Origin of the sequence: Microbacterium suaedae (genome assembly GCF_003254645.1) — a bacterium.
GTDB classification, from domain to species: domain Bacteria; phylum Actinomycetota; class Actinomycetes; order Actinomycetales; family Microbacteriaceae; genus Microbacterium; species Microbacterium suaedae.
The window spans coordinates 537756-552081 of record NZ_PNFD01000003.1 but is presented as its reverse complement, the minus strand read 5'-3'; the positions used below and the strand labels follow the sequence as shown (position 1 = coordinate 552081).

General features: G+C 67.2%; 12 protein-coding genes. 4 read left to right on the top strand and 8 right to left on the bottom strand.

Going from position 1 to position 14326, the window contains the following annotated elements:
• Nucleotides 1–83: 83 nt before the first annotated feature.
• The 3 genes from C0012_RS12065 to C0012_RS12055 are packed head-to-tail and all read right to left on the bottom strand — an operon-like array spanning nucleotide 84 to nucleotide 3293.
• Complete coding sequence (locus C0012_RS12065) at nucleotides 84–1406, bottom strand: ABC transporter substrate-binding protein (protein ID WP_232527913.1); 1323 nt, start codon at nucleotides 1404–1406, stop codon at nucleotides 84–86.
• A gap of 52 nt (nucleotides 1407–1458) precedes the next feature.
• Complete coding sequence (locus C0012_RS12060; protein ID WP_110587939.1) at nucleotides 1459–2382, bottom strand: carbohydrate ABC transporter permease; 924 nt, start codon at nucleotides 2380–2382, stop codon at nucleotides 1459–1461.
• A gap of 2 nt (nucleotides 2383–2384) precedes the next feature.
• Nucleotides 2385–3293 carry a carbohydrate ABC transporter permease gene (locus C0012_RS12055; RefSeq protein ID WP_232527922.1) on the bottom strand — a complete coding sequence of 303 codons (909 nt, stop codon included), beginning with the start codon at nucleotides 3291–3293 and terminating at the stop codon, nucleotides 2385–2387.
• 116 nt (nucleotides 3294–3409) lie between these two features.
• Here C0012_RS12055 and C0012_RS12050 point away from each other — a divergent pair, with 116 nt between their 5' ends.
• Nucleotides 3410–4435, top strand: coding sequence for a LacI family DNA-binding transcriptional regulator (locus tag C0012_RS12050; RefSeq protein WP_110587941.1), 1026 nt, complete (start codon nucleotides 3410–3412; stop codon nucleotides 4433–4435).
• Here the strand turns inward: C0012_RS12050 and C0012_RS12045 are convergent.
• The gene (locus tag C0012_RS12045; protein WP_110587942.1) at nucleotides 4430–6595 is read right to left on the bottom strand and encodes an alpha-galactosidase; all 2166 of its coding nucleotides are present in this window, start codon (nucleotides 6593–6595) and stop codon (nucleotides 4430–4432) included. The two genes, C0012_RS12050 and C0012_RS12045, sit on opposite strands and share 6 nt — an antisense overlap.
• A gap of 164 nt (nucleotides 6596–6759) precedes the next feature.
• Here C0012_RS12045 and trxB point away from each other — a divergent pair, with 164 nt between their 5' ends.
• Entirely contained in the window at nucleotides 6760–7722 is a 963-nt protein-coding gene (trxB, locus tag C0012_RS12040) for a thioredoxin-disulfide reductase (RefSeq protein WP_110587943.1), read from the top strand.
• A 28-nt stretch (nucleotides 7723–7750) separates the two neighbouring features.
• On the top strand, nucleotides 7751–8074 hold the full coding sequence (trxA, locus tag C0012_RS12035) for a thioredoxin (RefSeq protein WP_110587944.1): 324 nt from the start codon (nucleotides 7751–7753) through the stop codon (nucleotides 8072–8074).
• A gap of 80 nt (nucleotides 8075–8154) precedes the next feature.
• On the opposite strand, the gene C0012_RS12030 is transcribed toward trxA, so the two are convergent.
• From C0012_RS12030 to C0012_RS12015, 4 genes are read right to left on the bottom strand one after another with little or no spacing between them, the layout of a single operon-like run.
• Complete coding sequence (locus C0012_RS12030) at nucleotides 8155–8532, bottom strand: DUF3052 domain-containing protein (RefSeq protein ID WP_110587945.1); 378 nt, start codon at nucleotides 8530–8532, stop codon at nucleotides 8155–8157.
• 22 nt (nucleotides 8533–8554) lie between these two features.
• A complete protein-coding gene (locus C0012_RS12025) occupies nucleotides 8555–8905 on the bottom strand; it encodes a tryptophan synthase subunit alpha (RefSeq protein WP_110587946.1) in 351 nt (116 codons plus the stop codon).
• 43 nt (nucleotides 8906–8948) lie between these two features.
• Nucleotides 8949–10208, bottom strand: a complete 1260-nt coding sequence (locus C0012_RS12020; protein ID WP_408631140.1) for a ParB/RepB/Spo0J family partition protein — start codon at nucleotides 10206–10208, stop codon at nucleotides 8949–8951.
• Nucleotides 10208–11077, bottom strand: coding sequence for a ParA family protein (locus tag C0012_RS12015; RefSeq protein WP_162621772.1), 870 nt, complete (start codon nucleotides 11075–11077; stop codon nucleotides 10208–10210). Before C0012_RS12015 ends, C0012_RS12020 begins: the two co-directional genes overlap by 1 nt.
• Before the next feature lie 230 nt (nucleotides 11078–11307).
• Here C0012_RS12015 and C0012_RS12010 point away from each other — a divergent pair, with 230 nt between their 5' ends.
• On the top strand, nucleotides 11308–11880 hold the full coding sequence (locus tag C0012_RS12010) for a GNAT family N-acetyltransferase (protein ID WP_232527912.1): 573 nt from the start codon (nucleotides 11308–11310) through the stop codon (nucleotides 11878–11880).
• The last annotated feature ends 2446 nt before the right edge of the window (nucleotides 11881–14326 follow it).

Here is a 14326-nt window from a genome sequence, read left to right as displayed (position 1 = left end):
TCCCGTGATGGGTCGCCAGAAAACGTCAGTGCGGGGTGCCGACAACTGTCGTTTCCTGGCGACCCTCTGGATGTGTGGGCGGGTTATTCGACCGTGAAGCCCTGGTCGGTGCCGTACTCCTTCAACGTGTCCTGCCACGCCGTGAGGCCGTCGGCGATCGTCATGTCGCCGAGGTAGGCCTGGCCGGCGGTGTCGCCGTAGACCGTGTTGGCGTAGACCTGGAACGGCAGGTACTGCCATCCCTCGACGACGTTCGCGGACGACTCCGCGAGGACCTCGTTGATCTTCTGACCGCCGAAGTACTCGAACTCCTGGTTCTGGAAATCGTCAGACTCGAGGTGCTCGGTCGTCGCGGGGAACGCGCCGCCGTCGAGTCGCAGCTGCACGCCGTCGCTGTTCGCGTTGGCGTACTCGATGAACGCGTACGCGAGCTCCTTGTCCTCGGCATCCGCCGGGATCGCGAGCGAGCTTCCGCCGTTCTCGGCCGACGCCTGCCCGCCGTCCTCCCACTGCGGCATCGGCGCGACGCGCCAGTCACCGGATCCCTCGGGCACGCTGCCCTCGAGATTCGCCGGCATCCACGCGCCGATCACGAGCGACGCGAGTGTGCCGTTCGCCATGCCCTGGAACCACTCATCGGTCCACCCGTTGATGGGCGCGAGCACGCCGTCATCGATGAGCGGCTGCCACGTCTCGGCGAACCGCTGCGTCGCCTCGTCGTTCTCGAGGTCGATCGTCAGGTTCTCGCCGTCTGCCGACCACGGCGTTCCGCCGCCCTGCCAGATGAGCGAGGTGTTCCATCCGCCGTCGCCGAGGTCGTTCGTGAGGAACACATCGGAGTCCGACTCCTGGAAGTCGTAGGCGGCCTGCGCGAACTCATCCCACGTGGTCGGCACCTCGATGCCGTGTTCGTCGAACACGGCCTTGTTGTAGAAGAGCGCCATGGGGCCCGAGTCCATCGGCAGACCGATGATCTGCTCACCGGAGTGGACCGAGTCCCAGGGGCCCGGCGCGAACGTGCCCTCGAGCTCATCCGCACCGAACTCCGTGAGATCGGACAGCGAGCCCTGCAGACCGAACTGCGGCAGGGCGTAGTACTCGACCTGCGCCACGTCGGGCAGTCCCGAGCCGGCCGTGATCGCGTTCTGCAGGGCCGTGTACGAGTCGACGCCCGTGCCGACGTTGACGAGCTCGACGTCGACCTCGGGGTGGTCAGCCTCGAACTGCTCGACGACGGCGTCGAGGGTGGGCTCCCAGGCCCACACCAGGAGGTCGCCGCCCTCCTCGAGCGCGGCGTCGGGATCGCCGGATCCCGAGGATCCGCAGCCCGCGAGCGCCAGCGCGCCGGCGCCCACGAAGGCGGTCGCAGTGAGGACGCGCGTGCGCGTCTGGGTCATCCTGAACATGAGGCAACTCCATTGTCGTGGTGATGAGGGGTGGTACGAGGGGACGTGCGGGTCATTCCTTGACGGACCCGGCGGCAAGGCCGGACTGCCAGTAGCGCTGCATGAAGAGGAACGCGACGATGAGCGGAACGATCGTGAGCAGCGAGCCCGTGAGCACGAGGTCGAAGATCGGCTCGCCACCCGCCGTCGAAGCCTGGTTGTTCCACTGGTTGAGTCCGAGGATCAGCGGATACCAGTCGGGGTCTCGCAGCATGATGAGGGGCAGGAAGTAGTTGTTCCACGTCGCGACCATCGTGAACAGCAGCACGGTCACGGTGCCGGGCGCCAGAAGCGGCATGCACACGTTCCAGAACGTGCGGAACTCGCTCGCGCCGTCAATCCGCGCGGCCTCCATGAGCTCGGTCGGGATCGCCTCGGTGGCGAACGTCCACATGAGGTACAGACCGAAGGGGGAGATCAGCGACGGGATGATGACGGCGAGCGGCGTGTTCGTGACACCCATCTCGCTGAACATGAGGAACGTCGGGACCGCGAGAGCCGTTCCCGGCACCGCGACCGCTCCGATGACCACGGCGAAGACGGCCTTCTTGCCGGGGAAGTCGAACTTCGCGAGGGCGTAGCCACCGAGGATCGACAGGAGGGTCGCCCCGCCCGCGCCCACGATGACGTAGAGGAGGGTGTTCCCGAACCAGCGCAGGAAGACTCCATCGTCGTAAGTAAGGGCGCGACCGATGTTGTCGAAGAGGGCGAAGTCGCCCGAGAACCACAGTCCGAAGCTCGAGAAGAGCTCCCCCTGCGTCTTCGAGGCGTTGATCACGAGCCACACGAGAGGCAGCAGCGAGTAGACGACGATGATCGCGGTGAGCACCGTCAGGACGACGTTCCGCCGCGGATTCGCGATCGTGCCGATGCCCGCGCGACGGCGCTGAGCGGCGGTCGCGCGCGGGGAGAGCGTGACGAGGGTGGTGCTGCTCATGGTCAATTCCCCTTCCGCATGCCGCGCAGCTGCACGGCGTACGCGACGATCATCGTGACGACGCCCATGATGAGCGCGACGGTGGCCGAGTAGTTCAGTTGCTGACCCGTGAAGGCCAGGTTGTATGCGTAGAGGTTCGGCGTGAACGACGTCGTGATCGTGTTGGGCGCCATCGTCTGCATGATGCTGGGCTCGTTGAACAGCTGGAAGCTGCCGATGATCGAGAAGATCGTGGCGATGACGAGCGCGCCGCGGATCCCCGGCAGCTTGATCGACCGGATCACGCGGAACTGCCCGGCGCCGTCGATCTCGGCCGCCTCGTACAGCGACGTCGGGATGACACGCAGCGCCGAGTAGAAGATCAGCATGTTGTAGCCCAGGAACTGCCAGGTCACGAGGTTGCCGATCGAAGCCATGATGAGGTCGGGAGCGAGCAGGTTCGGGATGTCGAGCCCGAACATGTCGTTGAGGTTGCCCACGAGGCCGAAGCGCGTGCCGTACATGAAGCCCCACATGAAGGTCGCGACGACGGCCGGGACGGCATACGGAAGGAAGATCGACAGCCGGAAGAAGCTCTTGCCGTAGAGGCGCCCCGAGTCGATCGCGAGCGCCGCGAGGAGCGAGAGGAAGAGCATGATCGGCACCTGGATCACCAGGAAGAGGGCGACGCGCACGACGCCCGTCCACAGCTTCTCGTCGCCGAACGCCTTCACGTAGTTGTCGAGCCCGACGAACTCCGTGCCGCCGACGAGCTGGGTGCGGAACAGGCTCAGGTACAGCGAATAGAGGATCGGGGCGATGAACACGAGCGCGAAAACGATCGCGAACGGCGCCAGGAAGCCCCACCCCGTCCACCGGCCGCGCGCGCGACCGCGCCGGTTCGGCGCGACAGCCGGGGCAGCTTGTGACATCACCGTCATGGTTTTCCTTCGCTTCTCTGCGGGGTCGTCTCGTCTATGTTTACGCAAACATCATGGATTATGCTACCCCAGAGACGACGTCGTACAACCGAGGGAACGCAGGTCACATGACTGGAACAGCCCCGCTCCGTCGCCGTGCGCGCGTTTCGATGGCCGATGTCGCGGCGCACGCCGGAGTGTCGGCCCAGACCGTGTCCCGTGTCGCGAACGGCTCCGAGACCGTCGTCTCCGCGACGCGTGATCGCGTGATCCGCTCCATGAACGAGCTCGGCTACCGCCCCAACAGCGCGGCACGTGCGCTCAAGCTCGGATCGTTCCGCACGATCGGCGTCCTGTCGCAGACGCTCTCGACGATCGGCGATGTCCGCACGATCGAGGCGATCGCTCTGAGCGCAGCCGAAGAGGGGTACGCCACGACCCTCATCCCCGTGCACGCGACGAGCCAAACCGACGTCGACCGCCTCTTCTCACGACTGCAGGAGCTCGCGGTCGACGCGCTGATCCTCAATCTCGAGGCGCCCCAGCTCGGGCATGCGGCGCAGATCCTGCCCCCCGGCGTCCCCGTCGTGTACATGGATCCCGACGCTCCCGGGGCGGAAGTCGTCGTCGACACGGACCAAGTCGGTGGCGCACGCCAGGCGACTCGGCATCTGCTCGACCTCGGCCACCACACGGTGTGGCACATCGCCGGCCCCGCGCATTCGCGACCCGCCGGACGGCGCATCGACGGGTGGCGGGCGACGCTCGAGGAATCCGGACGACCGGTGCCCGAGGTGATCCGGGGGGATTGGAGCGTCGAATCGGGCTACGTCGCAGGCCAGGAGATCGCCGGACGCGACGATGTGACCGCCGTCTTCTGCTCCAACGACCAGATGGCGCTCGGCCTGTACCGCGCGCTCTCCGAGGCGGGTCGCTCGGTCCCACGCGATGTCAGCGTCGTCGGCTTCGACGACACGACCGATGGGCGCGCCTACGCCCCGCCCCTGACAACGGTGCACCATGAGTTCTCCGACGTCGGACGTCGCTGCATCGCCGCGGCGCTCGCGCTCGCGCGCGGCAAGACCGCCGATCCGCTCTCGGTCATCCGCACCGAGCTCATCGTGCGCGACAGCACAGCGCGCCCAGCGTCATAGACGCTCGATCTCGATCACGAGCGCCTGCTGCGGCGCGAGTGACGGGAGCGGCAGGCCGACCGTCGCGAGCGACGCGGCGGGCAGCACGACGACGTCCTCGGCGGCCTGCACCCACGCGGGAAGCTCGTCCTGCATTGTCCGTGCACGGCCCGCCTCGGTGACGACTCGCACGCGCACCGCGCCCTCGGGGGACAGCCCCGGGAACGTCACGGCTCCGGAACGCGTCTGCGCCACGGAGTCCGTGCGCGTCAGACGGTAGACGGCGCGCGACCCGTCCTCCGCGACGACGCCGTCGAGATCGGCACCTTCGTCGAGCCCATCAGCATGCACCACACGTCCCGTGTGCGTGAGCGGACGCAGACGCTTGTACAGCGAGGCCCACGCGGCGATCGCGTCGAGTTCGTCATCGTCGCATTCGAGGAGGTTCCATTCGATGCCCGCATGGCCGAAGAGCGCCGCCGCCATGCGATAGGGCAGATCCGTCGCGCGGCCCGTCGTGTGCGCCCGAGGCGGGCCGATATGCCCTCCGATCATCTCGGGCGGCACGACAAGGCTGGTGAAGCGCTCGATTCTGCCCCGCTCGACGGGGTCGTTGCAGTCGGAGGCCCAGACGCGGTCTGTCCGCTCGAGGATCCCGAGGTCGATGCGAGCGCCGCCCGCCGAGCACGACTCGATCTCGAGATCCGGGTGCCGCTCGCGCAGCGCGTCGATGAGCCGGTACAGCGCACGCGTCTGCTGCCCGACAATCGGACGGTCCGAGCCGTCTCTCTGCGCCACCGCCTCGAGGAGCTCGCGGTTGTGATCCCACTTGATGTAGTCGATGCCGTACTCGGCCACGAGCGACGAGATCCGCTCAAGCAGGTGGCGCCATGCATCGGGATGCGCGAGGTCGAGCACGTGCTGGCCCCGCATGGGCATTCCGAGCCCGTCGGAGGGGCCGAGGATCCACTCGGGGTGGTCGCGCGCGAGGTCCGAATCGAGGTTGACCATCTCGGGCTCGAACCACAGACCGAAGCTCATCCCGTGCGCGCGCACGACGTCGACGAGCGGACCGAGCCCCTCCGGCCAGACATCGGCGGCGACGTGCCAGTCGCCGAGCCCCGCGGTCGTGTCACGTCGCGCCCCGAACCAGCCGTCGTCGAGCACGAGTCGCTCCACGCCGACACGCGCCGCGCGCTCCGCGAGTCGCGAGAGAGTCGCGAGGTCGTGATCGAAGTACACCGCTTCCCAGGTGTTGAGAACGAGCGGGCGCGGCGTCCGGGGATGCCGCGGACGAGCGCGGAGCCGCGCGTGCAGGCGTGCCGCGAGCCCGTCGAGACCGTCCGGAGACCACACGAAGACGGCCGTCGGCGCCCGATGCGACTCACCTGGCGCGAGGCGCACCTCGCCGGGCACGAGTCCCTCGCCCACGCCCAGCGCCCCCGCATGGGACCCGGCGCCCTCGGGCAGGCGTTCGGCAAGGTATCGGGGATTTCCGCTCCACGCGAGGTGCGCGGCCCACACCTCGCCCGAGCGGAACGAGAAGCCGGGGGTTCCCGCCACGAGAAGGAAGGGCGAGTCGTGCCCTGGGCGGCCGCGCCGGCCCTCGCGCAGGTGGGTCCCGAAGGCGAAGGGGATCCGCTGCGGCGCCCGCTCGCGGCACCAGCGGCCCGTGAAGTCGAGCAGCTCGCCCGCGCGTTCCGGAACCGGCATCGCGGCGGTGAGCGACGACAGGTCGAAGATTCCGCCTTCGTCCCCCGCGAAGGTGATCTCCTGATCGAGCGTCAGAACACCGTGCGCGTCGAGCGCGATCGTCACCGTCGCCGTGAGCGCGGTCACGTCGTCAGTGAGCGTGAGGCGCACCGACCGAGCATCCCCGTCGACGACGTGATCTGTGAGTCTCGGGCGCGGCGTCGTGGCAGCTCCGCTCACGTGACCGGCCACGGTCGGCGTCCCCGTCCACCCGTCACGCTGAGTGGCCCACAGACCGAAGACGCGCGCGATATCGGGCTCGGATCCAGAGATCCCCACATGCGCTGTGGACACGAGCGCGGAGAGTGCCTCCGCATCGAGCGGACCGACGTCGGCACCCCAGTGGATCACACGCGGCACGTCATCGAGCGCGATGACAACGCTCGCACCACCGCCACGGAGCAGAACGGGGGACAGTGACTCGGTCATGGGGCTCCTCTCGCTGTGCGCACATCGATGCGCGCTCGTCGACCCTAGCGTCGCCACGCGTCACCATCCGTCTTCCTCAGCGTGGTAACACCGGGTCATTGGGAATACCCGGCCCGTAGCATGGGTTTCAGCAATCAGACACACGCCCGAGGGAGGCACGACACGTGCGAGACGTCATCATCATCGGATCCGGTCCGGCCGGATGGACCGCCGCGATCTACGCCGCGCGCGCCAACCTCGCGCCGCTCGTGATCGCCAGCCAGGTCGAGATCGGCGGTGAGCTGATGAACACCACCGAGGTCGAGAACTTCCCCGGCTTCCCCGAGGCGATCATGGGCCCCGATCTCATGGCGAAGATGCAGCAGCAGGCCGAGCGCTTCGGCACCGAGGTCGCCTACGACGACGCCACCGAGCTCGACCTGACGGGCGAGATCAAGAGGGTGACCCTCGGATCCGGTGCCGTCGAGGAAGCACGATCCGTGATCTTCGCGACGGGATCCGCCTATCGCAAGCTGAACATCCCGCGCGAGGATGAGCTGTCCGGTCACGGCGTCTCGTGGTGCGCTACGTGCGACGGATTCTTCTTCCGCGAGAAGGAGATCGCGGTCGTCGGCGGCGGCGACTCGGCGATGGAGGAGGCGACCTTCCTCACGAAGTTCGCGTCGAAGGTGTACCTCGTGCACCGCCGCGACGAGTTCCGCGCCTCGAAGATCATGCAGAAGCGCGCCCTCGAGAACGACAAGATCGAGGTGATCTGGAACAGCGAGGTCGCCGAACTGCAGGGCGCGAGCGGCCTCACCGGCGTCGTGCTGCGCGACACCGTCACGGGCGATACCCGCGAGCTGCCGCTCGACGGTCTGTTCGTCGCGATCGGCAACGACCCCCGCACGCACCTCGTGCACGACAAGCTCGAGCTCACGAGCGACGGCACGATCGCCGTCGACGGGCGCTCCTCGCGCACGTCTGTCCCCGGCGTCTTCGCCGCGGGTGACGTCGTCGACCCCACTTACCGCCAGGCCGTGACAGCCGCCGCCAGCGGCACCGTCGCGGCACTCGACGCCGAGCACTACCTCGCGGCCTTGGACGACGCCGAGAAGGCGGTCGAAGAGGCCGTCCCCGCCGCCTGACCACACGCTTCAACATCAAGGAGACACCATGAGCGCACCGGCAACGACAACCGACACGTTCGAGCAGGATGTCCTGACGGCCGACGGGCCCGTTCTCGTCGACTTCTGGGCCGAGTGGTGCGGCCCGTGCCGCATGGTCTCGCCCGTTCTCGACCAGATCCAGGCCGAGAACGCCGACAAGATCAAGATCGTCAAGCTCAACGTCGACGAGAACCCCGACCTCGCGATGAAGTACCAGATCACGTCGATTCCGGCGATGAAGGTCTTCCAGAACGGTGAGGTCGCGACGACCATCATCGGCGCGAAGCCGAAGCAGGCCCTCGAGCAGGACCTCGCCGAGTACCTCAAGTAAGGCCTCGCACCCCGCAGCGCCCGTCCGGTTCGCCGGGCGGGCGCTGTCGCGTTGTGTGAGACCGCGCCGTCCCGCTGACGTCAGTTGACGCGTTTGAGCCGCACGGACGACCACGCGTCAGACAGCGAGATGTTGCCGTTGAGCGTCCATCCGAACTCCTCGACACGCCTCCAGATGCTGTCGCGGTTGATGTCTGCTCGATTTCCCTTGAGGTAGCCGATCCAGATCGCTTTCGGCGTCGAGAGCAGCGGCAGAACATCGGTCAGAAGGGCATCGAGATCGTCGCGGCTGCCCGCGAACATGACGGCGACGCCCGACGTATCCCGCTCAATTCCATCGACGACTGCGACGCCGTCGGGCAGCGGATCCAGCAACGCCCGCTGTTCGGCGGTCGACGGGCCGAACACCAGTTCGGAGTCGGGCTTGATCTGCAGCTTCTCGGCGACGGTGCGCACCATGACGGGCGTCCTTCCGAGCCCTCTACGGGTTCCCCAGCACACGCACGACGGAGTCCCAGCGGCGATGCGTGTGCTCGGATCCGAGCATGCCGCGCACGGCCGGATCCAGCTCAGGGTACTGCACCGCAATCTGGCGCAGCAGGCGCTGATTGCGCGCGTGGGTCGGGCGCAGCCCGCCGTCCGCCTCGATGTGCTCGGCGCGCAAGGTGAATACGACGAGCTCGTCGACCGTCGGCAGATCCTCCATGAAATCCCACGGATCCTCGCCGCCGCGCAGCCGTTCGTTCACGAGCGACGACAGTTCGTCCTGCGCCTCGGCGCGCAGCACCTCGACGCTCGCGCGCCGGGGGAGAAGGGGATCCGAGAGAGTCACCCCTCCAGGCTACGGCGCGTGGGATGGACGCGGGCTCCGAGCGCTACTGTTCGTAACCCGACTCGCCGAGCTCGCCGAGGATCCGGTTGAGATCCTGAATTGTCGCGAAACTGATCTTGATCTGGCCTTTCCTCGCCGTGAGGTCGATCTTGACCTTCGTGTTGAGTCGGTCGCCGAGCTTGTCAGAGACCTCGTCGAGGTAGGCACGTCGCGCGCCGGCCTTCGGCTTCGCGGGCGTCTTCTCGCTCTGCCCCGCCCCTGCGATCTGCTTCGCCGCCGCCTCCGCGCCGCGCACGGAAAGCTCCTCGTTGACGATCTTGTCGGCGAGCTTCTGCATGCCGTCGGCGTCGCCGTCGAGCGACAGGATGGTGCGCGCGTGCCCCGCAGTGAGCACACCCGCCGCCACGCGCTGCTGCACGGGCTCGGGCAGGCGGAGGAGGCGGATCGTGTTGGAGATCTGCGGGCGCGAGCGGCCGATGCGGTCGGCGAGCTGCTCCTGTGTGATCCCGAAGTCCTCGATCAGCTGCTGATAGGCCGATGCCTCTTCGAGGGGGTTGAGCTCGGCGCGATGGATGTTCTCGAGCAGCGCGTCGCGAAGCAGGTTTTCATCTGCCGTCTCGCGGACGATCGCTGGGATCCGCTCGAGGCCAGCCTCACGGGAGGCGCGCGTGCGGCGCTCACCCATGATCAGCTCGTACGTGCCGTCCTTCTTGTCCCGGACAACGACGGGCTGCAGGACGCCGAACTCACGCACCGAGTGGACGAGCTCCGCGAGGTCGTCGGCGTCGAAGAGCGTGCGCGGCTGACGCGGGTTCGGGACGATCGAGTGCGGATCGACGTGGACCAGGCGAATGCCGGGCACCTCGGCGAGCTGCTCGTCGGCCTGGGGAGCGGGGGCGGCCTTCGCCGACCCGCTCGTCGTCCGCGAGGCCGTCGTCCGCGCTGTCGAGGATCCGTTCTTCGCTGCGGTGTCTCGCGACGCCTTGCCGGATCCGCTCGTGGTCGACCGCGAGGAGGTCGCGCTCTTCTTCGACGCGCTCGACGTGGCGGAGGATCCGCTCGCAGACTTCGTGCGGGAGCTCGCCGACTTCGCGGGCGTCGAGGCGCGCGGGGCCTTCTTCTTCTGCGGGGCAGCCGGCTTTTCCTCTGGAGCCGCAGGCTTCTCGTCCGCGGGCGCGGCAGGCTCCTCCACAACGGGGGCCGCAGAACCCGCGAAGAAGACGTCAGACGGACGCTCGCGCGTCTCGCTTCCGGTAGGGATGAGGGCGCCGATCCCTCGGCCAAGACCCGTGCGCTTCGCCATCAGTTCCGCCCTTTCCTGCGGGGAGCCCCGCGCTTCACGATTTCAACCGCCGCTTCCTTGTAGGCGATTGCGCCTGCAGAGGATTCGTCGTAAGAGATGACCGTCTGGCCGAAGCTCGGCGCCTCGGAGACACGCACGGACCGCGGGATGACGGTCTTCAGAACCTCATCGGGGAAGTGTTCGCGCACCTCGTCGGCCACCTGCTGCGCGAGGCGCGTGCGACTGTCGTACATCGTCAACAAGATCGTCGAAACCCGCAGGCGCGTGTTCAGGTGCTTCTGAATCATCTTGACATTGCCCAGAAGCTGGCTCAGACCCTCAAGCGCGTAGTACTCGGCCTGGATCGGCAGGAACACCTCGTCGGCGGAGCTGAAGGCGTTGATCGTCAGCAGCCCGAGCGACGGCGGGCAGTCGATGAGAACGAAGTCGAACGGCTCGTCAAGATCGTCGAGGTACTCGTGCAGGGCTGTGTCGAGGCGCTTCTCTCGAGCCACCTGCGACACGAGCTCGATCTCGGCGCCCGCGAGATGAATCGTGCTGGGAACGCAGAAGAGGCGCTCATTCTCGGGGCTCTGCTGCACGGCATCGGCGATGCGCACGTCGTTGATGAGGACGTCGTAGATGCTCGTCGTCTCAGAGCTGTGCGGTACGCCCAGGGCCGTCGACGCGTTTCCCTGCGGATCGAGATCGATGACCATGACCTTGCCGCCGAGATCCGCGATCGCGGCGGCAATGTTGACGGTCGTCGTCGTCTTGCCGACGCCGCCCTTCTGGTTCGAGACCGTGAGAATGCGCGTCTGGCCCGTGAACTCGATCTCGACCTCCTCGAGATGGCGGCGACGAGTGCTGAGATCCTGCAGCTGGCGCATGATCGGGCTGTCATCGAAGGCAGCAGCGATGTCGCTGGAGTGCTGGCTCACGCGCGTCCTCTCGTTCCCCGGGCCGACCTTGATCACTCTAGCTTGCGGGTCTGACAATCGACGTCTCTGGACGATGTGTCTTCCGACCTTCCCTCCCGAATCGCCTCGATGTTCCACGTGAAACATCGAGGCGATTCGCCCGCCTTCCCCACCGCTCGAGTCGTGGGATGCTGGGACCTGTGAGCCTTGAAATCGACCCCTGGCCGGTGCGCACCGAGCGCCTCGTCATCCGCCCCTTCACGCCGTCCGATATTGAGGAGGCGTGGACATATCGACAGCTCGAAGAGGTCACCACGTGGACGGGTTCGTGGCTGGCTTCCCCCGATCAGTGGCGCGAGTTCGCGGCCGATCGCACGGATCTCTTGGCACTCGAGCACGACGGGGTTCTCGTCGGCGATATAAAGTTCGCCGTGCAGGACGGATGGGGCCAGAGAGGGACGGATCCTGCAGCCGTCCGCCGGACTGAAGCAGAGCTCGGGTGGACGATCGATCCCGCGCATGCGGGACGCGGCTATGCATCGGAGGCCGCACGTGCCCTTCTTGGCGTCGCCTTCGACGTCGTCGGCGTCCGCCGCGTCGTCGCTCACGCCTTCGCCGACAACGCACCGTCCGTACGGATCATGGAAAAGCTCGGCATGCGCCGCGAGTACACGACGAGGGAGGACTCGTTTCACATGACGCGCGGATGGATCGACGGCGTCGGGTACGCGATGCTCGCCCGTGAGTGGCGGGAACTCGCCCCCGCAACCTGAGGCGCAAGCGCCACGGGCCTTCGCATGCGTCAGTCCGGCTGACGGCATCTCTCGCTTGCGTGTGCCGCCGGCCGGCGACGGACAACCCGATCAGTCCCCGCGGGGGCCGCCTCCTCGATACCCTGTCTCGCTTGCCGCGCACCCCTCCCTCCTCCCGGGGGCGACCTAATCCACCTGAACTGGGTGCGTTGGTGTGACTCCGCCCGCACCGACCAGGCATTCCCTGGGGATGCGCCAACCCGCCGGTCGGGTCAACACCTACGGGGCGCGCGCTCGTCCGTACCGCTGAGGTGACCGCGGCTGCTCGCAAGGAAGACCGCGACGCGTGACGCATCCCCATCGGTCTTCTCGTCGCCCGTGGGGCAGTCCTGCGGCGGATCTACGGTGCGCAATGCTCGGCGATATACGGACCGCAGTGGCCTGAGTAGGGCGGGATTCGCAACTCCTCCGGGATGGGGCAGACGATAACGACGCCCGGGTCACCGAGGCGTCGCCTCAGGGATCGCTCTCGATCGGCGGGTGGCCGTCGAATCTCGTTCATGTGCGGGGAGCCCCGTACGCGCTTCACGGGAGATCCGCGCCGACGTCCATCCCGCGACGGTGTGCATCCGGAACAAGACCCAATGGACGTGTAGCCGGCGTCGGGGCTGACGCCGCGCATCCGTCGGCACTGCGCCTCCGCGTGCGCCACGCTCAAGTCCGTTCGCTGAAGGTTCTCAGTACTCTCTCCCTCTGCATGGATTGGGCTCGACCCCGCGTGGGGCGCTCGACGATGTGACGACCACAACCCGCCAGCCGCGCGTTGCCAAGCGCCCGCCGGTTCGTGCCGTCTCACGTGAATCATCTTGGTTCGCGATGCGTCGTGACCGAGTTTCACGTGAAACACTGCCGCCCGACTCGACGCCACGACGGCGGTCCCCGAGCCGACGAGAAGACAACGGGTGCGGATCGGCCCTGCACACGCTTCGCGGAGCAACGTAGCGTCTGCAGCCGTTCACCCCGGTCAGAGACCACCCATGGCCCGGGCGTCACCACGCCGAGCCGCACGTGCACGCCTTGCCCGAGGGGGCGCATACCCCCCCCCGCCGGGCGGACTCGTCCACCCGTGCAGCACCGCGCGAGCTCGAGATGAATCTGCACTGCCCCGCTCAACGCCGCTCCCGCTCAGGAGAGGTACACGCCGCACAGAACGCGCTGCGGACTTCTCGGGCCCGCGTTTCGCGTTCCCTTCGCACCACACGGGGTTTCACGTGAAACATCACTTCTGCCCGTCCAGGCAATTCCATCTCCCCGACTTGCGCCAGCAGGGGAGTCGATCACCTCGAGTCCCAGACCAGCCCCCACCTACAGAGAGCGCCTCCCACCACATCCTTACGGACTCGTCCGGCAGGGTGCAGCCCGCGGCGGCCCACCTGGCGCGTGACCGCACCATACGCGCGCGCCGGTTGTTGTGCACCCAGGGAGGTTCTCCCCGCCGCCGTCACGATCCCGCATTGCGGTATCCCTTCGCGCCACACGGTTTCACGTGAAACATCACTCCTGTCCCTTCAGGCGATTCCGTCTCCGGCGATCCACACCGGCAGGGGAGCTGGTCACCTCGGATCCCCATGTCGGCCCCTTCCCGACAGGGGTGCGCCTCCCACCGACATACTTTCAGACTCGTCCAGCAGCGCACTTCGCGGTCTCACCCACAGCCGTTCCGCCCCGTTGGGTGGCGACACCTTACGCGCACACGCAGGTCGCACGTGTCCAAGGTGGCCCTCCTCTCCGTCGGCCACCTCGGTCCCGCATTGCGTGCTCACTTCGCACCATACGGTTTCACGTGAAACATCACCCCAGACTCTCCTGGTGAGTCCATCTCCCGATCCTCACCGGGGGTCGATCACCTCGGGTTCCATGACGTCCCCTCGTCGACAGGCAGCGCCTTCCACCACATCCATACGGACTCGTCCAACTGCGCATCTCGCGATCTCGCGCACAGTCGTTCCACTCCGTTGGGTGGCGACACCTTACGCGCACACGCAGGTCGCACGTGTCCAAGGAGGCCTTCCTCTCCGCAAGCCACCTCGATCCCGCATTGCGGCTCACTTCGCGCCACACGGTTTCACGTGAAACATCATCCAGCCTTTCCAGCAGAGTCCATCTTCCACTCCTCACCGGTGGGGAGCTCTACCACCTCGGGCCCCATAACGCCCCCTCGTCGACAGGCAGCGCCTTCCACCACATCCATACGGACTCGTCCAACTGCGCATCTCGCGATCTCGCGCACAGTCGTTCCGCCCCTGCTGGGTGACACCCGCACCACACGCGCACACGCCGGTTGCACGCGCCCGATGAGTCTCCCACCGCCGGCCGTCACGATCCCGCACTGCGGGCTCCCTTCGCACAAGATGTTTCACGTGGAACATCGCTCCTGTCCGTCCTGACGAATCCGTCTCCACAGATC

Excerpts from the sequence above, each read along its gene's own strand:
- C0012_RS12060 (WP_110587939.1), bottom strand. The coding sequence starts at position 2,382 with ATGAGCAGCACCACCCTCGTCACGCTCTCCCCGCGCGCGACCGCCGCT.
- trxA (WP_110587944.1), top strand. The coding sequence starts at position 7,751 with ATGAGCGCACCGGCAACGACAACCGACACGTTCGAGCAGGATGTCCTG.
- C0012_RS12045 (WP_110587942.1), bottom strand. The coding sequence starts at position 6,595 with ATGACCGAGTCACTGTCCCCCGTTCTGCTCCGTGGCGGTGGTGCGAGC.
- C0012_RS12030 (WP_110587945.1), bottom strand. The coding sequence starts at position 8,532 with ATGGTGCGCACCGTCGCCGAGAAGCTGCAGATCAAGCCCGACTCCGAA.
- C0012_RS12020 (WP_408631140.1), bottom strand. The coding sequence starts at position 10,208 with ATGGCGAAGCGCACGGGTCTTGGCCGAGGGATCGGCGCCCTCATCCCT.
- C0012_RS12065 (WP_232527913.1), bottom strand. The coding sequence starts at position 1,406 with ATGTTCAGGATGACCCAGACGCGCACGCGCGTCCTCACTGCGACCGCC.
- C0012_RS12055 (WP_232527922.1), bottom strand. The coding sequence starts at position 3,293 with ATGTCACAAGCTGCCCCGGCTGTCGCGCCGAACCGGCGCGGTCGCGCG.
- C0012_RS12015 (WP_162621772.1), bottom strand. The coding sequence starts at position 11,077 with ATGCGCCAGCTGCAGGATCTCAGCACTCGTCGCCGCCATCTCGAGGAG.
- C0012_RS12050 (WP_110587941.1), top strand. The coding sequence starts at position 3,410 with ATGACTGGAACAGCCCCGCTCCGTCGCCGTGCGCGCGTTTCGATGGCC.